General features: G+C 65.1%; 21 protein-coding genes. 19 read left to right on the top strand and 2 right to left on the bottom strand.

Annotation, left to right across the window (positions count from 1 at the left end):
• Positions 1-164: 164 nt before the first annotated feature.
• From E3O44_RS19750 to nrdF, 18 genes are all read left to right on the top strand, one after another.
• The gene (locus tag E3O44_RS19750; protein ID WP_255454354.1) at positions 165-296 is read left to right on the top strand and encodes a hypothetical protein; all 132 of its coding nucleotides are present in this window, start codon (positions 165-167) and stop codon (positions 294-296) included.
• On the top strand, positions 293-1003 hold the full coding sequence (locus E3O44_RS08610; RefSeq protein ID WP_134534342.1) for an L-ribulose-5-phosphate 4-epimerase: 711 nt from the start codon (positions 293-295) through the stop codon (positions 1001-1003). The genes E3O44_RS19750 and E3O44_RS08610 overlap by 4 nt, the downstream gene beginning before the upstream one ends.
• A gap of 212 nt (positions 1004-1215) precedes the next feature.
• A complete protein-coding gene (gene chvE / locus E3O44_RS08605; protein ID WP_134534341.1) occupies positions 1216-2340 on the top strand; it encodes a multiple monosaccharide ABC transporter substrate-binding protein in 1125 nt (374 codons plus the stop codon).
• A gap of 127 nt (positions 2341-2467) precedes the next feature.
• The gene (gene mmsA, locus E3O44_RS08600) at positions 2468-3988 is read left to right on the top strand and encodes a multiple monosaccharide ABC transporter ATP-binding protein (RefSeq protein WP_279238375.1); all 1521 of its coding nucleotides are present in this window, start codon (positions 2468-2470) and stop codon (positions 3986-3988) included.
• Complete coding sequence (gene mmsB, locus E3O44_RS08595) at positions 3985-5166, top strand: multiple monosaccharide ABC transporter permease (protein WP_134534339.1); 1182 nt, start codon at positions 3985-3987, stop codon at positions 5164-5166. Before mmsA (E3O44_RS08600) ends, mmsB (E3O44_RS08595) begins: the two co-directional genes overlap by 4 nt.
• A gap of 184 nt (positions 5167-5350) precedes the next feature.
• Positions 5351-6937 (top strand): multiple monosaccharide ABC transporter ATP-binding protein, encoded by a 1587-nt coding sequence (gene mmsA, locus E3O44_RS08590; protein WP_277612627.1) that lies wholly within the window; start codon positions 5351-5353, stop codon positions 6935-6937.
• Complete coding sequence (mmsB, locus tag E3O44_RS08585) at positions 6937-8262, top strand: multiple monosaccharide ABC transporter permease (RefSeq protein ID WP_134534338.1); 1326 nt, start codon at positions 6937-6939, stop codon at positions 8260-8262. Before mmsA (E3O44_RS08590) ends, mmsB (E3O44_RS08585) begins: the two co-directional genes overlap by 1 nt.
• A 91-nt stretch (positions 8263-8353) precedes the next feature.
• On the top strand, positions 8354-9445 hold the full coding sequence (locus E3O44_RS08580; RefSeq protein WP_134534337.1) for a substrate-binding domain-containing protein: 1092 nt from the start codon (positions 8354-8356) through the stop codon (positions 9443-9445).
• Between the two features lie 266 nt (positions 9446-9711).
• Positions 9712-10698: an ABC transporter substrate-binding protein gene (locus tag E3O44_RS08575; RefSeq protein ID WP_134534336.1), complete on the top strand. Its 987-nt coding sequence runs from the start codon at positions 9712-9714 to the stop codon at positions 10696-10698.
• A gap of 120 nt (positions 10699-10818) precedes the next feature.
• Positions 10819-12369, top strand: coding sequence for a sugar ABC transporter ATP-binding protein (locus tag E3O44_RS08570; RefSeq protein WP_134534335.1), 1551 nt, complete (start codon positions 10819-10821; stop codon positions 12367-12369).
• Positions 12366-13421 (top strand): ABC transporter permease, encoded by a 1056-nt coding sequence (locus tag E3O44_RS08565; protein ID WP_134534334.1) that lies wholly within the window; start codon positions 12366-12368, stop codon positions 13419-13421. Before E3O44_RS08570 ends, E3O44_RS08565 begins: the two co-directional genes overlap by 4 nt.
• The gene (yjfF, locus tag E3O44_RS08560; RefSeq protein ID WP_134534333.1) at positions 13418-14434 is read left to right on the top strand and encodes a galactofuranose ABC transporter, permease protein YjfF; all 1017 of its coding nucleotides are present in this window, start codon (positions 13418-13420) and stop codon (positions 14432-14434) included. The genes E3O44_RS08565 and yjfF overlap by 4 nt, the downstream gene beginning before the upstream one ends.
• A 92-nt stretch (positions 14435-14526) precedes the next feature.
• Positions 14527-15561, top strand: coding sequence for a LacI family DNA-binding transcriptional regulator (locus E3O44_RS08555; protein WP_134534332.1), 1035 nt, complete (start codon positions 14527-14529; stop codon positions 15559-15561).
• A gap of 414 nt (positions 15562-15975) precedes the next feature.
• Positions 15976-16980, top strand: a complete 1005-nt coding sequence (locus tag E3O44_RS08550; RefSeq protein WP_134534331.1) for a type IV toxin-antitoxin system AbiEi family antitoxin domain-containing protein — start codon at positions 15976-15978, stop codon at positions 16978-16980.
• 300 nt (positions 16981-17280) lie between these two features.
• The gene (gene nrdH / locus E3O44_RS08545) at positions 17281-17514 is read left to right on the top strand and encodes a glutaredoxin-like protein NrdH (protein WP_134446781.1); all 234 of its coding nucleotides are present in this window, start codon (positions 17281-17283) and stop codon (positions 17512-17514) included.
• Positions 17515-17568: 54 nt separating this feature from the next.
• Entirely contained in the window at positions 17569-17973 is a 405-nt protein-coding gene (gene nrdI / locus E3O44_RS08540) for a class Ib ribonucleoside-diphosphate reductase assembly flavoprotein NrdI (RefSeq protein ID WP_134534330.1), read from the top strand.
• A gap of 32 nt (positions 17974-18005) precedes the next feature.
• Positions 18006-20111 (top strand): class 1b ribonucleoside-diphosphate reductase subunit alpha, encoded by a 2106-nt coding sequence (gene nrdE / locus E3O44_RS08535; RefSeq protein WP_134534859.1) that lies wholly within the window; start codon positions 18006-18008, stop codon positions 20109-20111.
• Between the two features lie 57 nt (positions 20112-20168).
• Positions 20169-21143, top strand: coding sequence for a class 1b ribonucleoside-diphosphate reductase subunit beta (nrdF, locus tag E3O44_RS08530; RefSeq protein ID WP_134534329.1), 975 nt, complete (start codon positions 20169-20171; stop codon positions 21141-21143).
• A 72-nt stretch (positions 21144-21215) separates the two neighbouring features.
• On the opposite strand, the gene E3O44_RS08525 is transcribed toward nrdF, so the two are convergent.
• The gene (locus tag E3O44_RS08525; protein WP_134534328.1) at positions 21216-22079 is read right to left on the bottom strand and encodes a hypothetical protein; all 864 of its coding nucleotides are present in this window, start codon (positions 22077-22079) and stop codon (positions 21216-21218) included.
• 523 nt (positions 22080-22602) lie between these two features.
• Here E3O44_RS08525 and E3O44_RS19375 point away from each other — a divergent pair.
• Positions 22603-23418: a glycoside hydrolase family 25 domain-containing protein gene (locus tag E3O44_RS19375; protein WP_174775061.1), complete on the top strand. Its 816-nt coding sequence runs from the start codon at positions 22603-22605 to the stop codon at positions 23416-23418.
• A gap of 20 nt (positions 23419-23438) precedes the next feature.
• Here E3O44_RS19375 and E3O44_RS08515 read toward each other — a convergent pair whose 3' ends face one another.
• Positions 23439-23870 (bottom strand): organic hydroperoxide resistance protein, encoded by a 432-nt coding sequence (locus tag E3O44_RS08515; protein ID WP_134534327.1) that lies wholly within the window; start codon positions 23868-23870, stop codon positions 23439-23441.
• Positions 23871-23907 lie beyond the last annotated feature (37 nt).

Raw genomic sequence — 23907 nt, 5'->3', positions numbered from 1 at the left:
AACGCAACCACCCACTTTTCGCCGTGACTTGACAAGAACGCCCACTGCGGGCGTAATGTGAACACAGCGATTGTGACCGTTCACATTTCGTGACAATGTAAGTACGCACGTGAGTACGCAGATGGCTTCGGCCTCAGCACCGCATGACAAAGGAGTCGAATTTCGTGATCGAGAACGCACAGGCCGCGCTCGCAGCCGACGCATCCGCCGAGCTCTCTCTCAGCAGAGGCGATCACCGACCGAACGTCGCCACGTGCGCTGCGGGAATCTCCACCGATGTGGTGGCGTTCGCATGAGCACCTACGGACCCCAGATCGAGGTCGCGATCGCCCGCGTCCGCGCCGAAGTCGCCGATCTCCACGCCGAGCTCACCCGCAACGGACTCGTGGTCTGGACCGGCGGCAACGTCTCCGGCCGCGTCCCGGGTGCAGACCTCTTCGTGATCAAGCCGAGTGGGGTCGACTACGCAGACCTCGCCCCGGAGAACATGATCCTGTGCGACCTCGACGGCACCGTGATCCCGGGAACCCCCGGCTCCGACCGCTCCCCGTCGAGCGACACCGCGGCACACGCCTACGTCTACCGCAACATGCCCGAGATCGGCGGTGTCGTGCACACGCACTCCACCTACGCGACCGCCTGGGCCGCCCGCGGCGAGGAAATCCCCTGCGTGATCACGGCCATGGCCGACGAATTCGGCGGCCCGATCCCGATCGGCAACTTTGCGATCATCGGGGACGACACGATCGGCCGCGGCATCGTCGAGGCGCTCACGGGACACCGCTCCCGCGCCGTGCTGATGCAGAACCACGGTCCGTTCACGATCGGCAAGGACGCCCGTGACGCCGTCAAGGCGGCCGTCATGGTCGAGGACGTCGCGCGAACCGTGCACATCGCCCGGCAGGGCGGCGAACTCATCCCGATCCCGCAGGCCGCGATCGATTCCCTCTTCAACCGCTATCAGAACGTCTACGGACAAGCGCCGCAGGGAGCACTGAAGTAGTGTCCGCCCTCTTCACCGCTCACCCCCACGATTTCGCCGAGAGCGCTCGCACTGAGCTTCTCGTGATCGATAAGACCACCACCCTTCGGGATTTCACCCGCGAGGTGCGTTGGAACCAGGCCGACTACCCACTGGGACAAGGCCTGTAATCACATAGCAGCACCAATACAACTGCCATCAGAGTTGATAACAGATCCACGAAAGGTAATTCAGTGAAGACAAGTAAGGTCCTCGCAGGCATCGCTGCCATTGGACTCGCACTCTCCCTCGCTGCCTGCTCCGGCGGACGAGGCGACACAGCCACGACGACCGCTGCAGCGGGCGCCAACGCCGGCGCACTCGTCGGCGTCGCAATGCCCACCAAGTCCAGCGAGCGCTGGATCAAGGACGGCGACGCCGTCAAGGCCTCCCTCGAGAAGCTCGGCTACAAGGTCGACCTCGAATACGGCGAAGACAAGATCCCGACCCAGGTCCAGCAGATCAGCAACATGCTGACGAAGGGCGCGAAGATCCTCATCATCGCGTCGATCGACGGCACCGCGCTCAGCGACCAGCTTGACCAGGCCGCAGCGGCCGGCGTCAAGGTCATCGCGTACGACCGCCTGATCAACGGCAACAAGAACGTCGACTACTACACCACGTTCGACAACAACGAGGTCGGCGTTCTGCAGGCCACGAGCCTGCTCACCGGACTCGGCGTGCTGGACAAGGACGGCAAGGAGACCGGCAAGACCGGACCCTTCAATGTCGAGCTCTTCGGTGGCAGCCCCGACGACAACAACGCCACGTTCTTCTTCAACGGCGCAATGTCCGTCCTGCAGCCGCAGATCGACAAGGGCGTCATCGTCGTCAAGAGCGGCCAGGTCAGCTTCACCCAGGTAGCCACCCTTCGCTGGGACCCGGCGACCGCCCAGAAGCGGATGCAGAACCTCATCGCGAGCACCTACTCCGACGGCTCCAAGGTCGACGGCGTGCTCTCCCCGTATGACGGTCTCTCCATCGGCATCATCTCGGCTCTGACGAGCTCGGGATACGCCACCGACAAGCTCCCGATCATCACCGGTCAGGACTCCGAGGCCGCTTCGGTCAAGTCGATCATCGCCAAGCAGCAGTACTCCTCCATCTACAAGGACACGCGCCAGCTCGGCGACGAGGCCGTCAAGATGGCCGACGACCTGCTCAACGGCAAGACCCCCGAGGTCAACGACACGAAGAGCTACGACAACAAGGTCAAGATCGTCCCGACCTTCCTGTTCGCTCCTCAGGTCGTCACGATCGACAACTACAAGGCCCTGCTCGTCGACACCGGTTACTACACCGAAGCCGACCTCAAGTAGGTTCTTCTCTTCACCGGCAGTGGCGGCGGGTAACCCGCCGCCACTGCCAGCACCGAAAGCACCACAACCACCACCCACCCTCTCTCCACCGGAAGAAGAAGTAACGGTGACAACGAATATTCTCGAGATGCGCAGCATCACGAAAACCTTTCCCGGAGTGAAAGCCCTCCAGGACGTTTCCCTCGCGGTGAAGCGAGGCCACATTCACGCGATCTGCGGCGAGAACGGCGCAGGAAAGTCCACCTTGATGAAGGTGCTCTCCGGCGTCTACCCGCACGGCACGTACGACGGCGAGATCGTCTTCGAAAACGAGCCGGTCGCCTTTAAATCCATCAATGACTCCGAGGCCTCAGGCGTCGTCATCATCCACCAGGAACTCGCCCTGAGCCCGTTCCTCTCCATCGCCGAGAACATCTTCCTCGGCAACGAGCAGCAGAACAACGGCTGGATCGACTGGAACAAGACCAACATGGAGGCAGCCAAGCTGCTCGCCAGAGTCGGTCTCAAGGACAACCCGATCACCAAGATCCGCGACATCGGCGTCGGCAAGCAGCAGCTCGTGGAGATCGCGAAGGCCCTGTCCAAGGAAGTCAAGCTCCTGATCCTGGACGAGCCGACCGCGGCACTCAACGATGAGGACTCCGCGCACCTGCTCGACCTGATGAAGCACCTCAAAGGCCAGGGCGTCACCTCGATCATGATCAGCCACAAGCTGAACGAGATCAAGGCCATCGCCGACGAGGTCACGATCATCCGTGACGGCAAGCTCATCGAGACGCTCGACATGCACACCGATGACATCTCCGAGGAGCGCATCATCAAGGGCATGGTCGGACGGGACCTCGGCAGCCGGTACCCCGACCACACGCCGAACATCGGTGAGGAACTCCTCCGGGTTGAAGACTGGAACGTCTACCACCCGCTCGACCACCAGCGCCGGGTCGTCAAGGACGCGAACATCACCGTCAGGGCCGGCGAGATCGTCGGAATCGCCGGGCTGATGGGCGCGGGCAGGACCGAACTCGCGATGAGCGTGTTCGGCCACAGCTACGGCCACAACATCTCGGGCACCGTGTACAAGAACGGCGTCAAGATCAACACGAGCACGGTAGCGAACGCGATCGAACACGGCCTGGCGTACGCCACCGAGGACCGCAAGCGCTACGGGCTCAACCTGATCGAAGACATCAAGCGCAACATCTCCACGGTGGGCATGCACAAGATCGCCAAGCGCGGCTGGGTCGACTCCAACCAGGAGATCGTCGTCGCGGAGGGCTACCGGAAGAGCATGAACATCAAGGCCCCGACAGTAGAGGCCCTCGCCGGGAAGCTCTCCGGCGGCAACCAGCAGAAGGTCGTTCTCTCCAAGTGGATGTTCTCCGACCCGGATGTCCTCATCCTGGACGAACCCACCCGCGGCATCGACGTCGGCGCCAAGTATGAGATCTACGGGATCATCAACCGCCTCGCCGACGCAGGCAAGGGCGTCATCGTGATCTCGTCCGAGCTGCCGGAACTGATCGGCATCTGCGACCGGATCTACACCATCTTCGAAGGCCGGATCACGGCAGACGTGGCCCGCGGGCAGACGACGGCTGAATTCCTTATGCAAAACATGACCCAGGAAAGGGACAAGGACAAGCGATGAGCGTGTTCAGATCTTCACTTAATTACCTCGCCGGCCAGCTACGGCAAATCGGCCTGTTCATCGCCCTGATCGCGATCGTGATCTTCTTCCAGGTGGCCACAAACGGCATCACCCTGAAGCCGATCAACGTCACCAACCTGATCGTGCAGAACAGCTACATCCTGATCCTCGCCGTCGGCATGGTCATGGTCATTATCGCCGGCCACATCGACCTGTCGGTCGGTTCCGTCGTCGCCTTCGTCGGCGCCATGTCCGGCGTGATGATCACGCAGTGGAATGTGCCGTGGTGGCTCGCGATCATCCTGTGCCTCGGCGTCGGCGCCCTCGTGGGAATGTGGCAGGGCTTCTGGATCGCCTACTTCGGGATACCGGCCTTCATCGTCACATTGGCCGGGATGCTCACCTTCCGTGGGCTCACCCAGATCGCACTGCAGAACAAGCAGATCTCGCCGTTCCCCGACGAGTTCCGCGCCCTCGGCAGCGGCTTCCTCCCCGACCTCGGCGGCGGAACCAGTGCCGTCGAACCGCTCACCCTCGGTATCGGCATCATTGCGACGCTCTTCCTGGTGCTCCAGGGCATCCGCCAGCGCCGTGCCCGCGCCAAGTACGACGTAGAAGACGAGCCGTTCGCGTGGTTCCTCACCAAGCTGGTCTTCACCGCAGCGATGATCATCGGCATCACGTACCTGCTCGCGAGCTACCGCGGCACGCCGATCGTGCTCATCGTCCTCGGCATCCTGATCGTCGTCTACGCATCCGTGATGTCCAACAGCGTCTTCGGCCGCCACATCTACGCCATCGGTGGCAACCTGAACGCCGCGGCCCTGTCGGGTATCAAGACCAAGCGCGTCACGTTCATGCTGTTCGTGAACATGGGCGTCATCTCGGCACTCGCCGGGCTCGTCTTCACCGCCCAGCTCAACCTCGCCAACCCGAAGGCCGGTGACGGCTTCGAGCTCGACGCCATCGCCGCCGTCTTCATCGGTGGGGCCGCGGTCACGGGTGGTATCGGTACGGTCACCGGCGCCATCATCGGTGGTTTCATCATCGGGCTGCTCAACAACGGAATGTCGATCCTCGGTGTCGGAACGGAGTACCAGCAGCTCATCAAGGGCCTGGTGCTGCTCGGCGCCGTCGCATTCGACGTATACAACAAGCGTCGCTCCGGCGGTCGCTGACCCCGAACGCCACGCACGAGCGGGCCGGTCGTCTTCGGACGACCGGCCCGCTTTTTTACGCCTGCGATCTGCCCTTTGGTAGCCGATCGGCCGTTACCCAAGCGTGATCCGAGCGTGCCGCATCGAGCCTGTTGCTCACGGCCAGTGCCGGTTACTATCTGTGGCATCTGGCGCAAGGAGCACAATGATGTCCACCCAGCACGTCATGAACGACGAGCCCGTCCCCGCGGACGGGCCGGTCATTCTGGAGATGCGATCGATCACGAAGGAATTTCCCGGGGTCAAGGCCCTGTCGGATGTGTCCCTCACAGTGAGAGCCGGAGAGATTCACGCCATCTGCGGCGAGAACGGTGCGGGCAAGTCCACTCTCATGAAGGTCCTCTCCGGGGTATACCCGTACGGGACCTACGACGGCGACATCGTCTATCAGGGTGTGACCGTGCACTTCAGGGACATCCGCTCGAGCGAAGAAGCCGGGATCGCGATCATCCACCAGGAACTCGCGCTCATCCCCGAACTCTCCATCACCGAGAACATCTTCCTCGGCAACGAGCCGACCAAGTGGGGGGCCATCGACTGGATCACAGCCAAGAAGACCGCCCTCGAGCTGCTCGCACGGGTCGGGCTCCGCGAGGACCCGGACACCCTGATCAAGAACATCGGCGTCGGCAAGCAACAGCTCGTCGAGATCGCCAAGGCGCTCAGCAAGTCGGTCAAGCTGCTGATCCTCGACGAGCCGACGGCGGCGCTCAACGAGGCGGACTCGCAGCACCTGCTCGACCTGATCCGCGGCCTCAAGGGCAAGGGGATCACCTCGATCATGATCTCCCACAAGCTCAACGAGATCGAACAGGTCGCCGACTCCATCACGATCATCAGGGACGGGAAGACGATCGAAACCCTCAACGTCGTCAGGGACGGGGTCAACGAGGACCGCATCATCCGCGGAATGGTCGGCCGGAGCCTCGAGAGCCGGTTCCCCGACCACGTCCCGCACATCGGCGAGGTGTTCTTCGAGGTGCGGGATTGGAACGTGCAGCACCCGCAGGTCACGGAGCGGATGGTCGTCAAGAACTCGAGCCTCACCGTGCGGCGCGGGGAGATCGTCGGCATCGCCGGCCTCATGGGAGCCGGCCGCACCGAACTCGCGATGAGCATCTTCGGGCGGTCATACGGCACGTTCCTCTCCGGGCGGATGTTCAAGGACGGCAAGGAAATCGAACTGAGGAACGTCGCGGAGGCCATCGACCACGGGCTCGCCTATGTGAGTGAGGACCGCAAGGCGCTCGGCCTCAACCTGCTCGACGACGTGAAGCGTTCGATCGTGTCCGCGAAGCTCTCCAAGATCTCGGCCGGTCCCGTCGTCAATGACGGCAAGGAGTTCGCGATCGCGGAGGGCTATCGCACGAGTCTCCGGATCAAGACGCCGACGGTCGATTCCGGGGTGAGCAAACTCTCCGGCGGCAACCAGCAGAAGGTCGTGCTCGCCAAGTGGATGTTCACCGACCCCGACCTGCTCATCCTCGACGAACCCACCCGCGGCATCGACGTCGGCGCGAAATTCGAGATCTACGGCATCATCCAGAACCTCGCGGCGCAGGGCAAGGGCGTGATCCTGATCTCCTCGGAACTCCCTGAGCTCCTGGGGCTCGCCGACCGCATCTACACAGTCTTCGAGGGTGCGATCACGGATTGCATCCCCGCGGCGGAGGCCGATCCGGAAACCCTGATGAAGAGCATGACCAGCGCCAGAAGGAAGGTTCGCAGCTGATGACTACCGAGACCACCACTACGAGCGAGGCGCGCGGCGCGCGGAAGCTGTTCGGCGGGGGAAACCTGCGTCAGTTCGGCATCCTGTTCAGCCTGATCGCGATCATCCTGCTCTTCCAGTACCTCACCAACGGCCTGACCCTCTCCTCGGGCAACCTGATCAACCTCGTCAGCCAGTACTCCTACATCCTGATTCTCGCCATCGGAATGGTGATCGTGATCATCGCCGGGCACATCGACCTGTCCGTCGGGTCGGTCGCCGCGTTCGTCGGAATCGTCGTCGCAACCTCCATGAAGGACTGGAACCTGCCCTGGCCGCTCGCCATCCTCTTCGGTCTCTTCGTGGGCATGCTGATCGGAGCCTGGCAGGGCTGGTGGGTCGCCTTCGTCGGCGTGCCCGCCTTCATCGTCACCCTCGCCGGCATGCTCATCTTCCGTGGCGGCAACCAGCTGATCGGCAACGCCAACACGGTGCCCGTTCCCCCCGGGTTCACCACCATCGGTTCCGGGTACCTGCCGGAGGTGGGCCCGTACACCGGGTACAACAACCTCACTCTCCTGCTTGGGCTCATCATCGTGATCGCCGTGATCTGGCGGGAGATCAGGGCGCGCCGCGTGCAGCGGATCATGGGCTCGACGCCGTCCCCGCTCTGGGCGAGCGTCGTCAAGGTCGTGCTGCTCGACGCGGTCGTCATCTACGCGACCTTCCTCTTCGCCGGTGGCCGCACCGGAACGAGCTTCCCGGTCTCCGGCATCATCCTCGGGGTGCTCGTGCTGGTGTATTCGTTCGTGACCCGGAACACGATCTTCGGCCGTCACGTCTACGCCGTCGGCGGCAACAAGCTCGCCGCCGAACTGTCCGGAGTGAAGTCCCGGCGGATCAACTTCCTCGTGATGATGAACATGTCGATCCTCGCCGCCCTCGCCGGAATGATCTTCGTCGCCCGTTCCGTCGCCTCCGGCCCCCAGGACGGCCTCAGCTGGGAACTCGACGCGATCGCTGCGGTGTTCATCGGCGGCGCCGCGGTCTCCGGTGGCATCGGCACGGTCACCGGCTCCATCATCGGTGGTCTCGTGATGGCCGTGCTCAACAACGGGCTCCAGCTCCTCGGCGTCGGAAGCGACCGGGTGCAGATCATCAAGGGTCTCGTACTTCTCCTCGCCGTGGGGGTGGATGTCTGGAACAAGAAGCAGGGTCGGCCGTCAATCCTCGGGTTCATGACCCGGAACCGGAAGTCCACCCCGGCTCCGGATGAGCCGCCGATGGTCGTCCCGGACTCCGGCACCCCGGACACGGCCCGGCCGCCGGCGAGCATGCCGTCCTGAGCCGCGGCATCCGCATGACCCCACACGACCTCGCTCCACACCCGCACATCACAATCCCTGCCCCACCACATTGAGTAGAAAGCGATCGAACATGCGAAAACTCCTTGCGACTACAGCACTCGCAGCGGTAGCCCTGATGGCACTCTCCGGGTGTTCCACCCGCACCGACACCACGGGCGGCTCCACAGCGGCCGCCGGTTTCCCCGCGGATTCGGTGATCGGCGTCGCGCTTCCCTCGAAGACCTCTGAGAACTGGGTCCTCGCCGGCGGCCTCTTCGAAGACGGCCTCAAGACGGCCGGGTTCAAGGGCGACGTCCAGTACGCCGGCGCCTCGACAACGGTCAAGGACCAGCAGGACCAGATCTCGGCGATGGTCACCAACGGCGCCAAGGTCATCATCATCGGCGCGGCCGACGGCGGCCAGCTCGGCACCCAGGTGAAGGCGGCGAAGGACGCGGGCGCGACGGTGATCGCCTACGACCGGCTGATCCTGAACACGCCGGACGTGGACTACTACGTGGCCTACGACAACTTCAAGGTCGGCGAGCTGCAGGGCCAGGCGCTCCTGGACGGGCTCAAGAGCCGGAAGGCGGCCGGGCCGTACAACATCGAACTCTTCTCTGGCTCCTCCGACGACGCCAACTCCGCGGTCTTCTTCAACGGCGCGATGAGCGTGCTCCAGCCGAAGATCGACGACGGCACCCTCGTCGTCGCATCCGGCCAGACCGACATCAAGCAGACGGCGACCGCCGGCTGGAAGGCCGAGAACGCGCAGAGCCGGATGGACTCACTCCTGACCAGCACCTACGGCGACAAGGCCCTCGACGGTGTCCTGTCCCCGAACGACACCCTCGCCCGGGCGATCATCACCTCGGTGAAGGCGGCAGGCAAGCCCATCCCGGTCGTGACCGGCCAGGACTCCGAGGTCGAATCGGTCAAGTCGATCATGGCCGGTGAGCAGTACTCGACGATCAACAAGGACACCCGCCTGCTCGTCGCCCAGGCCATCAAGATGGCCCAGGCGTTGCAGAAGGGTGAGGCCGTCGACGTGAACGACACCAAGTCGTACGACAACGGGGTCAAGATCGTTCCCGCCTACCTCCTGCCCCCGGTCATCGTGACGAAGGCGAACGCGGCAGAGGCATACGCGAACGATCCCAAGCTCGCGCCGCTCACCAAGTAGCGCCTGCAGCAGGACCCGGCGGAGCCGGCCCCAGCCCGGGGCCGGCTCCGCTTGCGTGCGGGGGCAGTGAATATGAGCGCTCACAATCACTCAACGGATGCTGGTGGTTCGCCTGTCGAATGAGATCGAAAAGATATCTCGGGGGCTTGTCAACCCATACTTGTGAGCGCTAACATTTCGGCAACGACCAGAACGACCTGGTCGCCCGGCACCGAGTCACGCAGCAGAATGTTCCGCCGGGACGCTAAACAAGGAGGTTTAGTCACATGATCAGGAAGATGATCGGAGCGGTCGCCGTCGGCGCCTTTCTCCTCGCCCTCACCGGCTGTTCCACGGCCTCGGGCACCGGATCGGCGGGCGCGGCGAAGGCGCCCGGCGACATCGTCGTCGGCTTCGCGCAGGTCGGCGCGGAGAGCGGCTGGCGGACCGCGAACACGAAGGACATCCAGGATGCGTTCGCCGCGTCCGGAATGCAGCTCAAGTTCTCGGACGCGCAACAGAAGCAGGAGAACCAGATCAAGGCCATCCGCTCGTACATCACCCAGGGCGTCGACGTCATCGCGTTCTCTCCCGTCGTCGAGACCGGCTGGGACGCGGTGCTGAAGGAAGCGAAGGACGCCGGCATTCCCGTGGTCCTCACGGACCGTGCCGTCGACTCGAAAGACGACAGTCTCTATGTGAGCTTCCTCGGCTCCGACTTCATCAAGGAAGGCCAGAAGGCCGGCCAGTGGGTCGTCGACGAATACAAGAACCAGACCGATCCCGTCAAGATCATCCAGCTCGAGGGCACAACGGGCGCGGCTCCCGCCATCGACCGGGCGGAAGGCTTCGCGGACGTCATCAAGGCGGACCCGAAGTTCCAGATCGTCGCGTCGCAGACCGGCGACTTCACCAGGGCAGGCGGCAAGCAGGTCACCGAAGCGCTCCTGAAGTCCAACCCGGACGCCACCCTGATCTTCGCCCACAACGATGACATGGGCCTCGGCGCGATCGAGGCCGTCGAAGCCGCGGGGAAGGTCCCGGGGAAGGACATCAAGATCGTCACGATCGACGCGGTGAAGGACGGCATGAAGGCCCTCTCCGACGGCAAGATCAACTTCATCGTGGAGTGCTCTCCGCTCCTCGGTAAGCAGCTGGTCGACATCGTCAAGAAGGTCGTCGCGGGGGAGAGCGTCGAGAAGCGCATCCTCACGGAGGAGACCACCTTCACCCAGGAGCAGGCGACCGCCGCGCTTCCCACCCGTCAGTACTGAGCGAGCCCGGCACTGCCTCGCCGGCCTCCGGCGGCGCCCACCGGTCGGCCATCCGGCCGGCCGGTCCCCGCCGCCGGGAGCCGGCATCCGCTTGCAGAAGACGATGAAGAGAGTACGTGAATGAACGGACAGGTTCCCGTCGTCGAGATGACCAACATCTCGATCTCGTTCCCCGGCGTCAAAGCACTCGACGAGGTGAGCTTTCGAATGTTCCCCGGGGAGGTGCACTCGCTGCTCGGGGAGAACGGTGCAGGCAAGTCGACCCTGATCAAGGCGCTCACCGGCGTCTATCAGATCGACAGCGGCCCGACCGACAGCGGCGAGATCCTGCTGGCCGGCAGCCGGGTGTCGTTCGCGGGCCCGGCGCAGGCCCAGAACGCCGGGATCAGCACGGTGTACCAGGAGGTCAACCTGCTCGGAAACCTGAGTGTCGCCGAGAACATCATGCTCGGTCGCGAACCGCGCCGGTTCGGCGGCATCGACTGGCGGGCCACCCGTCGCCGGGCGCTGGAACTCCTCGGGGGGTTGCACCTCGACATCGACCCCGGTTCCCTCCTCGGTTCGCACTCTCTCGCCGTTCAGCAACTCGTCGCGATCGCCAGGGCCATCGACGTCCACGCGAAGGTCCTCATCCTCGATGAGCCGACGTCGAGTCTCGACGCCGACGAGGTCGCGGAACTCTTCCGGGTGATTCGCGAGCTGAAGGCCGAGGGCGTCGCGATTCTCTTCGTCTCCCATTTCCTCGACCAGGTCTACGAGATCTCCGACCGCCTCACGGTCCTGCGGAACGGCAAACTCGTCGGCGAGTACCGCACGGACGAGATCCTGCGCCTCGACCTCGTGCAGAAGATGATCGGGAAGGAACTCGCGATCCTCGACGCCCTCGAGCGACGGATTGTCGAACCGGGAGGCGGGGAAGGCGACGAGGTGCCCCTTCTCGCCGCGAGGGCGCTCGGACGCAAGGGATCCATCGCACCGGTCGACCTCAGGGTCTACACCGGCGAGGTGGTCGGGCTCGCCGGGCTCCTCGGCTCCGGGCGGACCGAGCTCGCCCGGATCCTCTCGGGCATCGACCGGCCGGACTCCGGGGAACTGGTGATCGACGGCACGCCGCACCGGTTCCGGACCCCGCGCTCCGCGCTCGCGCGGGGTGTCGCATACTCCTCGGAGAACCGGCGCGCGGAGGGCATCGTCGAGGACCTCACCGTGCGGGACAACATCGTGCTCGCACTGCAGGCCGATCGCGGCTGGTTCCACCCGATCTCGCGGAAACGCCGCGACGAGCTCGCGGTCAGCTACATCCAGGCCCTGAACATCCGGCCGGCCAACCCGGACGCCATCGTCAGGAATCTCTCGGGAGGCAACCAGCAGAAGGTGTTGCTGGCGAGGTGGCTCGCCGTCGCGCCGCGGCTGCTGATCCTCGATGAGCCGACCCGAGGCATCGACGTGGGTGCGAAGGCCGAGATCCAGAAGCTCGTGGTCAACCTCGCCGAAAACGGGATGTCGGTGCTGTTCATCTCGGCGGAACTCGAGGAAGTCCTGCGCCTCAGCAGCAGGATCGCGATCATGCGGGATCGCAGGCTCGTCGCCGACATCGTCAACGACGACCTGACTGTCGACAGCCTCCTGGCCATCATCGCCGACGGCGAACTGACGGCGGTGGCACGATGAACGCGAGCCGGATGTTCTCGAGCCGGCTGTTCTGGCCGGTGGTGATGCTGCTCGTCCTGTTCATCATCAACCTGGTGGCCTTTCCCGGGTTCTTCAGCCTCGAGGTCAAGAACGGCCACCTGTTCGGAAGCCTCGTCGACATCGCCCGCAATGGCGCGCCGACCCTCATCATCGCGGTCGGGATGACGCTCGTCATCGCGACGCGGGGGATCGACCTCTCCGTGGGCGCCGTGTGTGCGATCGCGGGGGCCGTCGCCTGCTCGATCATTCTCGGTTCCCCGGAGCCGGGCAGCATCGGCACGGTCGCGGTCGCCGTGATCGTCGCGCTCCTGATCGCCCTCGTGCTCGGCCTGTGGAACGGTTTCCTGGTCGCCGTGCTCGGGATCCAGCCCATCATCGCGACCCTGATCCTGATGACCGCCGGGCGCGGGGCGGCGATGCTCATCACCGAGGGCCAGATCCTCACCGTGAACAGTCCTCCGTTCAAGGTGATCGGGTCCGGCTTCGTCCTCGGCATCCCGGTCTCCGTCGTCATCGCGGTGGTCATCTTCACCGCGGCCGCCCTGCTCACCCGGCGTACGGCGCTCGGGCTCCTGATCGAATCGGTCGGAATCAATCCGGAGGCGAGCAGACAGGCGGGAGTCCGGTCGCGGGGACTCCTCATCACCGTGTACACCTTTTCGGCCTTCTCCGCCGCCATCGCCGGCCTCATCCTGACCTCGAACCAGACGGCGGCCGACGCGAACAACACCGGCCTCTTCATCGAACTGGATGCGATCCTCGCGGTCGTGATCGGCGGAACCTCCCTCGCGGGCGGCCGGTATTCACTCCTCGGCACCCTCGTCGGCGCCCTGGTCATCCAGACCCTCGTCACAACGGTGTACACGGTCGGCATTCCGCCCATCGCGACGATGGTCTTCAAGGCCGCGGTCGTGACGGCCGTCTGCCTGCTGCAGTCACCGACGACGAACGCCGCGTTCGGCCGCTGGCGCCGGTCGCTCGGCCGGGGTCGTCCTGGCACCCGAACCGCCGAAAGGGCGTCCGTCTCATGAGCATCGACACCTCCTCCGCGCCGGTGGCGGGTCGCCGGCTGTTCGGCCGGGTCTCGTCCGCGTTCACGAGCCCGAAGTACGGTCCCGTGCTCGTGACCCTCGTGCTGCTCATCGCCGTCTTCGCGATCGGCGGGAGCCGCTATCGCGGCTTCGTCTCCGGGCCCGTGATCCTCAACCTGTTCGTCGACAACGCCTACCTGATCGTGTTGGCGGTCGGGATGACGTTCGTGATCCTGACCGGCGGCATCGACCTGTCAGTCGGGGCCGTCCTCGCCCTGTCGACGATGATCGCCGCGAGCCTGCTCCAGTCCGGGTGGTCGGCCTCGGTCGTGATCCCGCTCATCCTCGTGCTGACATCCGTGCTCGGCCTGCTGGTCGGGCTCATGATCCACGTCTTCAAGATCCAGCCGTTCATCGCGACCCTCGCCGCGATGTTCCTGGCCAGGGGGCTCTGCTACGTGATCAGCAAGGACTCGATCTCGATCACGGATCCGGTCTTCGTCAGCCTCGCGCAGACCAGGATCTCGCTCGGTGGGCGCATGAGCATCACGGCCAGCGTCGTGATCGCCCTGCTCGTGGTCCTGGTCGCGTTCCTCGTGCTGCATTACTCGCGCCTGGGTCGCACCGTCTACGCGATCGGCGGCGGGGAGCAGTCCGGCATGCTGATGGGACTGCCCGTCGCTCGGACCAAGGTCCTCGTTTACGTGATCAGCGGATTCTGTTCCGGGCTTGCCGGGGTACTCTTCACCTTCTATACGCTGTCGGGATACAGCCTCACGGCGGTCGGCACCGAACTCGACGCGATCGCCGCGGTCGTGATCGGCGGAACCCTGCTCACGGGCGGGTACGGATTCGTGCTCGGCTCCGTACTCGGAGTGCTCGTGCTCGGGACGATCCAGACGATCATCACCTTCGAAGGCACCCTCAGCTCGTGGTGGACCCGGATCTTCATCGGCGGGCTCCTCCTCGTCTTCATCGTCCTGCAGAAGGTCCTCACGGCACGCCGCCGGTAGCGCGTCCGGCGCGAGCGTGTCGGTCACGGCACCCGTGCGTGAGCCAGAATAAGGGGACAGAGAGACGATGCGTTGCGCATCGGTGGGAGCCAATGAGCCTGGTGAGCAAGGACGATGAGAAGGCGCGCGTCGCCAACATCTTCGACGTCGCGCGGCTGGCGGGGGTATCGCACCAGACGGTCTCCCGGGTGCTCAATGACCTCCCCAACGTGCGCCCCGCGACGCGGGAACGGGTCGAGAACGCGATCAAGCAGCTCCGTTACCGGCCGTCGCCTGCCGCGCGCGCTCTCGTCACCCGCCGGTCCCGCACGATCGGCCTGATCACCACGGGCGGCCCGGACTACGGACCCTCGAGCACCGTCCTCCGGTTCAACGAGGCGGCGCGGGACGCCCGGTACGCGGTGAGCATGGCGAGCATGCTCGAGTCGGACCCGGAGTCGTTGCGTTCGGCCGTCGAACTCCTGCTGCGTCAGAACGTCGAGGCGATCGTGCTGATCGCAGCCCACCGCAGCGCCCTCGAGGCCGTCAGGGGCATCGAACTCGGGGTTCCCCTCATCGCGGTGGAGTCGAGCGGCCGCGGCGGATTCCATCGGGTCGGCGTCGACAACTACCGCGGCGCGCGGATCGCCGTCGCGCACCTCGCCGAGCTCGGCCACACCAACATCGTGCACCTCGCCGGACCGGCCGACTCCGTCGACGCGATCGAACGGGCCAGGGGGTGGCGTGACGAACTCGGCGACCGCGGCCTCATCGCGCGGGAACCGCTGATCGGCGACTGGTCGCCGGCGAGCGGGTACCGCCTCGGTGCCGACCTGATCGAATCGGGCTCGCATGGCGACTTCACCGCGGTGTTCGCCGGCAACGACCAGATGGCGCTCGGCCTGATCCACGCCCTCGTCCGCAACGGACTCGCCGTGCCGGATCGCGTGAGCGTCATCGGGTTCGACGACATCCCCGAGGCCGCCTTCTTCTCCCCGACACTGACGACCATGCGCCAGGACTTCGACGAGCTCGGCCGCAACATCCTGAGCACCCTCCTCGCCGTCCTCGAAGACGAGGAGGCTCCGGACCTGCCGAGCTCGGTGCCGGAGCTCATCGTCCGGGAGTCGACGGCCCCGCGCGCCTAGCCGTTCCAGGTGGCGACACGCCCGTGCATTCGCTCGGGGCGGTGGTTGCGTCTCGGGGCGAGCGCTCCTCGCCGCGCCCCGAGGCGTGGAGCGCGCCGCGACGCGTAACACGCGCCGCGAGACTTGGAGTGCACCGCGAGGCGTAGTGCGCGCCCCGAAACGTAGCGCGCGCGTGGTGTGGTCGGGGCGGACGTTCGGGGCGGTGGTTTCGTCTCGGGGCGAGCGCTCCTCGGCGCGCCGCGACTCGTAGTGCGCGCCGCGAGACGTAAGGCGCGCCCCGAGGCGTGGAACGCGCCGCGAGTCGTAGTGCGCGCCCCGAGGTGGCGGGTCCTCAACGGGGCGGATGCGGCGGCCACTGTCCACAGGAGTCGCGGCAGCCGAGCGGGCCTGGGCGGTACCGCCGAAACTCGGGCGATGACAACTCGCCTCGACACCCTCGCCGCCCGCTACCGTGAGCTGATTCCCACCGGGGCCCTCAACGCCGCTGGCCTCAATTCCACGGCGATCGATGCGCTGCTCAGAGACGGCACGCTGGTTCGCATTCGGCGGGGAATGTTCGTCTGGGGGACGCTCTGGCGGGAGTCGGACCCCGATGACCGGTACCGGCTGTTCGTTCGTGCTTCTGCCGCGTGCGCCACCCGGCCCCTTGTCCTCTCGCACATCTCCGCAGCCGCGCTGCACGGCCTCCCGTACATCGGCCTCTGGCCGCGCGAGGTGCATGCCCTCGATCCGGAAGCAACCGGTGGGAGCCATGCCCGCTTCCTGACAGCGCATCGCGGAGCGCCCGCGCCCTCCACTGTCGAGGTGGCCGGATACACCGCGACATCCCTCGTTCGCACCCTCGTCGACGTCGCCGCGGGAACGAATTTCCTGACGGCCGTGGTCATGATCGACCATGCCCTCCGGGTGGAACAAGTGCGGGCCGCTGACGATGCGTTTCTCGGGCGCTCGGGGGCCAGGGCAATCACCAAGGACGACCTGCTCACCGAGCTGGCGCTTGTGAATCCCCGGCGTGGATTTCGCCAGGCCGAGGCGGCGATCGATTTTGCCAATCCTCTGTCGGCGAATGGGGGCGAGTCGCTCAGCCGGGTGCGCCTGTTCGAGCTGGGCTTCGTCGTGCCGGAGTTGCAGGTGGGCTTTCCGAATGTCCGGGGGCACAACTACTGGGTCGACTTCTACTGGAGAACCGTCCGGAAGATCGGCGAATTCGACGGGCACCAGAAATACACCAGGGGGCGAATCCTGGCGGGACGCGATCCGGCCGAGGTCGTCCTGCAGGAGAAGAAGCGCGAGGACGCACTTCGGGAACACTCGGACAGTTTCATGCGCTGGGACTGGGATCTGGTCGAGTCTCCCCGGCGGTTTTTCGAATTCCTCGTAGAACACGAGGTACCGCGGGCGGCGACACGCCCGTGCTGAGTTATCCACAGAGGTGCGGATGCTGTTTCTCCAGGATGTGGATAACCGGGCGGATTCCGCGAGAAAACGGGCCTCCGGATGGGCGGGCCTGTTGACAACATCACGAATGTCGGTGGATAACTACATAATTGTAATTACCGCATGTAGTGGCCATTCCCATTCGGTGGCACTACATGTAGTATTGACCTCCAGCACAGCAACGCCGCAACACACGTGACATCCCGCGTTTCGCAGGACCGCATCGCACTTGCGCAGTCGTACTGGCGCACTCACTTCTGAATCACACGAAAGGCCTTCCAGATGGCAATCACGGTCTACACCAAGCCCTCCTGTGTCCAGTGCACAGCCACCTACCGGGCCCTCGACAACAAAGGCATCGAGTACGAAGTGCTCGACCTCTCCGTCGACGAGAACGCCCTCGAGGCCGTCAAGGCGCTCGGTTACCTCCAGGCGCCGGTCGTCATCACCGACGAGGACCACTGGTCCGGCTTCCGCCCGGACAAGATCAACGAACTCGCCGCGCGCCTCGCCTGAGCGGTCTGCGGTACGGGACTGAAGCGAGCGGTTCGAGAGTGAAGCCGGCATCCAATGGCTGAGATCGTCTATTTCTCCAGCACCTCGGGGAACACCCAGAGGTTCGTGGAGAAACTCGGCCGGCCGGCCGCGCGCATCCCGTTGCACGCCCGCGACGAGCCGCTGAAGGCGACCGAGCCCTATGTGCTCGTCGTGCCGACCTATGGCGGCGGCGAAGCCAGGGGAGCGGTGCCGAAGCAGGTCATCCGCTTCCTGAACGACGAGCACAACCGTTCGCTCATCCGTGGCGTGATCGGCGCGGGCAACATGAACTTCGGCACGGCATTCTGCATCGCGGGGGACATCATCGCGGCCAAGTGCAACGTGCCGCATATGTATCGATTTGAAGTATTGGGAACTCCGGATGATGTACGCATCGTTCACGACGGATTGGAAACATTTTGGAAGCAACAGCCGTGAAAGTAGCCCCGCACGCGCAGGTCGCGCTCGCGATGGACTATCACTCCCTCAACGCCATGCTCAACCTCTATGGGCCGAACGGGGAAATCCAGTTCGATAAGGACAGGGAGGCGGCCCGGGAGTTCTTCCTGCAGCATGTCAACCAGAACACGGTGTTCTTCCACTCCCTCCGGGAGCGCCTCGACTACCTGGTCGAGAAGGAGTACTACGAGCAGGCCGTGATCGACCAGTATTCCTTCGACTTCATCACGAGCCTCAACGACCTCGCGTACTCGAAGAAGTTCCGCTTCCAGACCTTCCTCGGCGCCTTCAAGTACTACACGTCGTACACGCTCAAGACCTTCGACGGCAACCGCTACCTCGAGCGCTTCGAGGACCGCGTCGTCATGACCGCCCTCGGTCTCGCCCAGGGCGACGAGAAGCTCGCGATCGGACTCGTCGAGGAGATCATCGCCGGCCGTTTCCAGCCCGCGACGCCGACGTTCCTGAACTCGGGCAAGGCGCAGCGCGGCGAGCTCGTCTCCTGCTTCCTGCTCCGCATCGAAGACAACATGGAGTCGATCGCCCGCGGCATCAACTCCTCGCTCCAGCTCTCCAAGCGCGGCGGCGGCGTCGCCCTCCTGCTCAGCAACATCCGTGAGTCCGGCGCCCCGATCAAGCAGATCGAGAACCAGTCGAGCGGCATCATCCCCGTGATGAAGCTCCTCGAAGACTCCTTCAGCTACGCGAACCAGCTCGGTGCCCGCCAGGGTGCCGGCGCCGTGTACCTGCACGCGCACCACCCCGACATCATGCGCTTCCTCGACACCAAGCGTGAGAACGCCGACGAGAAGGTGCGGATCAAGACCCTGTCGCTCGGCGTCGTCATCCCCGACATCACCTTCGAGCTCGCCAAGAAGGACGAGGACATGTACCTGTTCTCGCCGTACGACGTCGAGCGCGTCTACGGCGTGCCCTTCGCGGACATCTCCGTGAGCGAGAAGTACCACGAGATGGTCGACGACCCGCGGATCAAGAAGTCCAAGATGAAGGCGCGCGACTTCTTCCAGACCCTCGCGGAGATCCAGTTCGAGTCCGGCTACCCGTACATCATGTTCGAGGACACCGTCAACGCGGCGAACCCCATCAAGGGCCGCATCAACATGTCGAACCTGTGCTCGGAGATCCTCCAGGTCAACACCCCGACCACGTACAACGAAGACCTGTCCTACGACACCATCGGCAAGGACATCTCCTGCAACCTCGGGTCGATGAACATCGCCCTGTCGATGGACTCGCCCGACTTCGGCAAGACCGTCGAAACCGCGATCCGCGGCCTCAACTCGGTCTCCGAGCAGAGCCACATCACCTCGGTGCGCTCGATCGAAGACGGCAACGACAAGTCGCACGCGATCGGCCTCGGCCAGATGAACCTGCACGGCTACCTCGCCCGCGAGCGGGTGTACTACGGCAGCGAAGAAGCGATCGACTTCACGAACATCTACTTCTACACGGTGCTGTTCCACGCCCTCCGCGCCTCGAACACCCTCGCCATCGAGCGCGGCCACGCGTTCGCCGGCTTCGAGGACTCGACGTATGCCTCCGGCACGTTCTTCGACAAGTACACCGACCAGGCGTGGGTCCCGGCCACCATTCGCGGCGCCGAGCTCTTCGAGAATGCCGGGGTGCGCATTCCGACCCAGGCCGACTGGGCCGAGCTGAAGGCATCCGTCATGGAGCACGGCATCTACAACCAGAACCTGCAGGCCGTTCCGCCGACCGGGTCGATCTCCTACATCAACAACTCGACCTCGTCGATCCACCCGATCGCCTCCAAGATCGAGATCCGCAAGGAAGGCAAGCTCGGCCGCGTCTACTACCCGGCGCCGTTCATGACGAACGACAACCTGGACTTCTACCAGGACGCCTACGAGATCGGCGCCGAGAAGATCATCGACACCTACGCCGCGGCAACGCAGCACGTCGACCAGGGCCTCTCGCTCACGCTCTTCTTCAAGGACACCGCGACGACCCGCGACATCAACAAGGCGCAGATCTACGCGTGGCGCAAGGGCATCAAGACCATCTACTACATCCGTCTGCGCCAGATGGCCCTCGAAGGGACCGAGGTTGACGGTTGCGTCAGCTGTATGCTGTGAGTTTGCTGGACGTTTTCTGTGCACTGCCCGCGACTGCCCTGGGACTAAGGACTATCAATGATTGACAAGCTCAAGCTCATCTCGCACGTTGATGCGATCAACTGGAACAAGATCGAGGATGAGAAGGACGTCGACGTCTGGAACCGGCTGACCAACAACTTCTGGCTGCCGGAGAAGATCCCGCTGTCGAACGACGTGCAGTCCTGGAACCAGCTCACCCCGGTCGAGCAGCAGCTCACCCTGCGCGTGTTCACCGGCCTGACCCTGCTCGACACGATCCAGGGCACCGTCGGCGCTGTCTCGCTGATCCCCGACTCGATCACCCCGCACGAAGAGGCCGTCTACACGAACATCGCGTTCATGGAGTCCGTGCACGCCAAGAGCTACTCGTCGATCTTCTCCACCCTGAGCAACACGAAGGACATCGACGAGGCGTTCCGCTGGTCGACGGAGAACGTCAACCTGCAGCGCAAGGCCTCGATCGTGATGGACTACTACCAGGGCGACGACCCGCTCAAGCGCAAGGTCGCCTCGGTGCTGCTCGAGTCGTTCCTGTTCTACTCGGGCTTCTACCTGCCGATGTGGTTCTCCAGCCGCGCCCGCATGACCAACACGGCCGACCTCATCCGCTTGATCATTCGTGACGAAGCGGTGCACGGCTACTACATCGGCTACAAGTTCCAGAAGGGCCTCGAGGCGGCGACGCAGGAGCGTCGCGACGAGATCAAGGACTACGCGTTCAACCTCGTCTTCGAGCTCTACGAGAACGAGGTGCAGTACACCCAGGACCTCTACGACGCCGTCGGCCTGACCGAGGACGTCAAGAAGTTCCTGCACTACAACGCCAACAAGGCCCTGATGAACCTCGGCTACGAGGCCATCTTCCCCAAGGAGGTCTGCGACGTGAACCCGGCGATCCTGTCCGCCCTCTCGCCGAACGCCGACGAGAACCACGACTTCTTCTCCGGGTCGGGCTCCTCGTACGTGATCGGCAAGGCCGTGAACACGGAAGACGCCGACTGGGACTTCTAGCCCACGACCGATAGCACGTAGGAAGGCCGGGAGCGCAGTGCCCCCCCGGCCTTCTTCGTGCGTTCGTGCTTTCTAGTGTGCGACCGTGGCGTCGGCGTGGACTGAGGCGTCGTGTCCCGCGTCCGCTGCTGCACCGTGTGCCAGGTGCCCGGCGATCTTCTGGATCTCGGGACCGTAGGTCCCGGTCCCGGCGTCGGTCGCGATCTGCTGCGCCGCGGCATCCTGCTGCTCGGCCGGCAGGGCCGTGAGCGCCGTCAGGGCGCTCTGGAGTTCGACCGGGAGCTTGTCGAACAGGGCCGGGTTGTCAGCGAGGCTCGAGGCGAGCTTGATGACGGCGGCACCGCCCCCAGCGTCGGTTCCGCTGTCGTCGGGCGCCGCGCTGTCCGTGCCGCCCGTCGTTCCGGTTGTCCCGGCGTCGAGGCTTCCCTCGAGCGCTGCGTGCAGGGCGGCGCGCAGCGGATGCTCCGGGTCGGCCTGGATCGCAACGGCGAGCGCCTGCGCCTGCTCGCCATAGTTCCCGGCGAGAGCCGACGTGGCGATGAATCCGGCGGCGGCGGTGCGGTCCCCGTCCGAGGCCTGTGTGAGGGTGGTCAGGTCGGCCTGCAGATTTGCAGGCAGGCTCGCGAAGAGCTCGGCGTGACCGGAGATCGTCGCGGCGACCTTCTGGGCCTTCTCGCCGAAGTCCTGTCCGTGCGCGAGGTCCCCGCGCAGCTCGTGGGCGACGGAGCCGAAGAATGAGGCGCCCGGGGTGGCGGGGGCGGATGCCGACGGGGTCGACGGGGTGCCGGGTTCGGCGGTGCCGCCCAGCGGGCTGGCCGTTGCTCCCTGCATGCCGGTGCCGAGCAGGGCACCCGCGGCGAGTACGGAGGCGGCGCCGATCGTGAGGCGCTTCTTTCGAGAGGTGGCGGTAGCCGAGGAGTTCTTGTTCTGGGTCACAGTTGTTCCTTTCGATTGCGTGCGGCCGGCGGTGGTGCAGCCCAGGGCGGGCCCCGGATGGCGAACCGCTGCCGGCAGCACGTGGCGAGTCTAGGCAGCCGGGTCGGCCAGACCCTCCGTGTCTGCTGGGTGCCCGGCCGCGGAGTCGGACGAGTGCCGCCAGGACTTCCCGGGCGATGCCGGCCGTCGCCCGGCAGGCATCCTCGGTCTGGTTGTCGCTCTCACCGGGCGTTTCCGGGGCCGGCGCACGCGCGCGATTCGTCGTGGACGGCGGCACCGGTGCCGGGGCCGGCGGCGGAGCAATTACGCTCTCGGCTGAGTCGGCGGCCTCGGAGTGTCCCCCGTTGGGGGACTGGTGTTAAAGGTGAGGATGTGTCAGCATAGACAGATTATCCTGTCCCCTGGTTCCACCCGTTGAGTCTGACGAGCAGTCAGCTCCGGCGACGTACACGCGACACTGAAGTGATTTGACACTGGAGTTACCGGGTTCAGCACCACGATCTGGTCCTTCGGAGTCCCCTCAATGAACAAGAATCACCTGGCGGCAGCGCTTGCGCTGTCGCTGGCTATACTCGGCGTCATCGCCCCCACCACCGCCACGTCCGCCCAGGCGGCGACGCCGTCGTCCGTCAAGGTCGTCGACTCCGCGAACATCATCACGGACCCGGCCTGGTTCACGCAGGCCTACAACGAGGGTATCCGTCTCTACGTGATGCACTCGACCGCGTGGGGCAGCTGCGCGCCCTGGGAGCACACCCAGGCGCAACTCAAGATGGCGCTCGACGCCGGCCTCAAGATCGCCGTCTACACCCGGGATGCGTCGTGCTGGCAGGGCGGTATCGCCGCGGCCGGCCCGTACCAGTCGCAACTGCAGTTCTTCGCACTCGACGTCGAGACCGGCAGCCCTGCGGTGACCCGCGCGATGGTCGACGGGGTGCGCTCGATGGGCGTGCGTCCGGTGATCTACAGCGGCTCGGGGATGTGGCCGAGCATCATGAACAACAGCAGCGACTTCGCCGACGTGCCGCTCTGGGACACGAATGCCGGCGCGGTGAACTACAGCGGCTGGCTCGCGGACACGGGTGCCCCGGCGCCCGTGTCGTACGGGGGCTGGAATACGGCAGCGAACCCGCGGATCGGGGTGCAGCAGAAGTTCGAGCACAACCTGAACGGCGTGCTCGTCGACCTCAACTCCTTCGATGCGGGCTTCCTCGGCCTCGGTGCCCCGGCGCCGGCACCTGTCGTCGTGACACCGGCACCGGTGCCGACGGCCGCTCCCGCGCCCACTCCGAAGCCCACGCCAGCGCCGGCGAAGGTTCGGATCCACCACCGGCGCTGACGCGGACATCCGCTCGCGGGTTAGTCCTCGTCGGGGACGACGACGAGGGTGACCGGGATGTTCCCACGCGTGGCACGGGAGTACGGGCAGACCTGGTGGGCGGCTTCGAGCATCTCCTGGGCGACGACGGAGTCGACGCCGGGCAGCTGGGCCTCGATCGTGACCTCGAAGTCGAAACCGGTGGCCATGCCGCCGACGAGGTGCACCTCGAGAGAGACGGCAGAGTCGGTGACGTTGACCTTGCGCTGGCGGGCGACACCCTTCAGCGCGTTGTGGAAGCACGCCGCCCAGCCGCTCGCGAAGAGCTGTTCGGGGTTCGTCCCCGCGCCGCCGTCGCCGCCCATTTCGGCCGGGATGGACAGGTCGAGGTCGAGTTTGTTGTCGCTCGTGACGACCTTGCCCGTTCGTCCGCCCCAGGAGGTGGCGGATGCGGTGTAGACGGCGGTGCTCATGGTGTCTTCTTTCGTGGCGGACCGGGGGCAGACTGGG

This window comes from Cryobacterium algoricola (genome assembly GCF_004402485.1).
In the GTDB taxonomy this organism is placed as follows: domain Bacteria; phylum Actinomycetota; class Actinomycetes; order Actinomycetales; family Microbacteriaceae; genus Cryobacterium; species Cryobacterium algoricola.
Note: the sequence above shows the minus strand (reverse complement) of the source record. Positions and strands in the feature narration are given on the sequence as shown.

What these genes read in the sequence shown, in the direction of transcription:
- E3O44_RS08565 (WP_134534334.1), top strand. Translation starts at nt 12,366, where the DNA reads ATGAACGCGAGCCGGATGTTCTCGAGCCGGCTGTTCTGGCCGGTGGTG.
- E3O44_RS08580 (WP_134534337.1), top strand. Translation starts at nt 8,354, where the DNA reads ATGCGAAAACTCCTTGCGACTACAGCACTCGCAGCGGTAGCCCTGATG.
- mmsB (WP_134534339.1), top strand. Translation starts at nt 3,985, where the DNA reads ATGAGCGTGTTCAGATCTTCACTTAATTACCTCGCCGGCCAGCTACGG.
- E3O44_RS08550 (WP_134534331.1), top strand. Translation starts at nt 15,976, where the DNA reads ATGACAACTCGCCTCGACACCCTCGCCGCCCGCTACCGTGAGCTGATT.
- nrdF (WP_134534329.1), top strand. Translation starts at nt 20,169, where the DNA reads ATGATTGACAAGCTCAAGCTCATCTCGCACGTTGATGCGATCAACTGG.
- E3O44_RS08515 (WP_134534327.1), bottom strand. Translation starts at nt 23,870, where the DNA reads ATGAGCACCGCCGTCTACACCGCATCCGCCACCTCCTGGGGCGGACGA.
- E3O44_RS08610 (WP_134534342.1), top strand. Translation starts at nt 293, where the DNA reads ATGAGCACCTACGGACCCCAGATCGAGGTCGCGATCGCCCGCGTCCGC.
- mmsA (WP_279238375.1), top strand. Translation starts at nt 2,468, where the DNA reads ATGCGCAGCATCACGAAAACCTTTCCCGGAGTGAAAGCCCTCCAGGAC.
- E3O44_RS08575 (WP_134534336.1), top strand. Translation starts at nt 9,712, where the DNA reads ATGATCAGGAAGATGATCGGAGCGGTCGCCGTCGGCGCCTTTCTCCTC.
- E3O44_RS19375 (WP_174775061.1), top strand. Translation starts at nt 22,603, where the DNA reads ATGAACAAGAATCACCTGGCGGCAGCGCTTGCGCTGTCGCTGGCTATA.
- E3O44_RS08570 (WP_134534335.1), top strand. Translation starts at nt 10,819, where the DNA reads ATGAACGGACAGGTTCCCGTCGTCGAGATGACCAACATCTCGATCTCG.
- E3O44_RS08555 (WP_134534332.1), top strand. Translation starts at nt 14,527, where the DNA reads ATGAGCCTGGTGAGCAAGGACGATGAGAAGGCGCGCGTCGCCAACATC.
- nrdI (WP_134534330.1), top strand. Translation starts at nt 17,569, where the DNA reads ATGGCTGAGATCGTCTATTTCTCCAGCACCTCGGGGAACACCCAGAGG.
- yjfF (WP_134534333.1), top strand. Translation starts at nt 13,418, where the DNA reads ATGAGCATCGACACCTCCTCCGCGCCGGTGGCGGGTCGCCGGCTGTTC.
- nrdH (WP_134446781.1), top strand. Translation starts at nt 17,281, where the DNA reads ATGGCAATCACGGTCTACACCAAGCCCTCCTGTGTCCAGTGCACAGCC.
- nrdE (WP_134534859.1), top strand. Translation starts at nt 18,006, where the DNA reads ATGGACTATCACTCCCTCAACGCCATGCTCAACCTCTATGGGCCGAAC.
- mmsB (WP_134534338.1), top strand. Translation starts at nt 6,937, where the DNA reads ATGACTACCGAGACCACCACTACGAGCGAGGCGCGCGGCGCGCGGAAG.
- mmsA (WP_277612627.1), top strand. Translation starts at nt 5,351, where the DNA reads ATGATGTCCACCCAGCACGTCATGAACGACGAGCCCGTCCCCGCGGAC.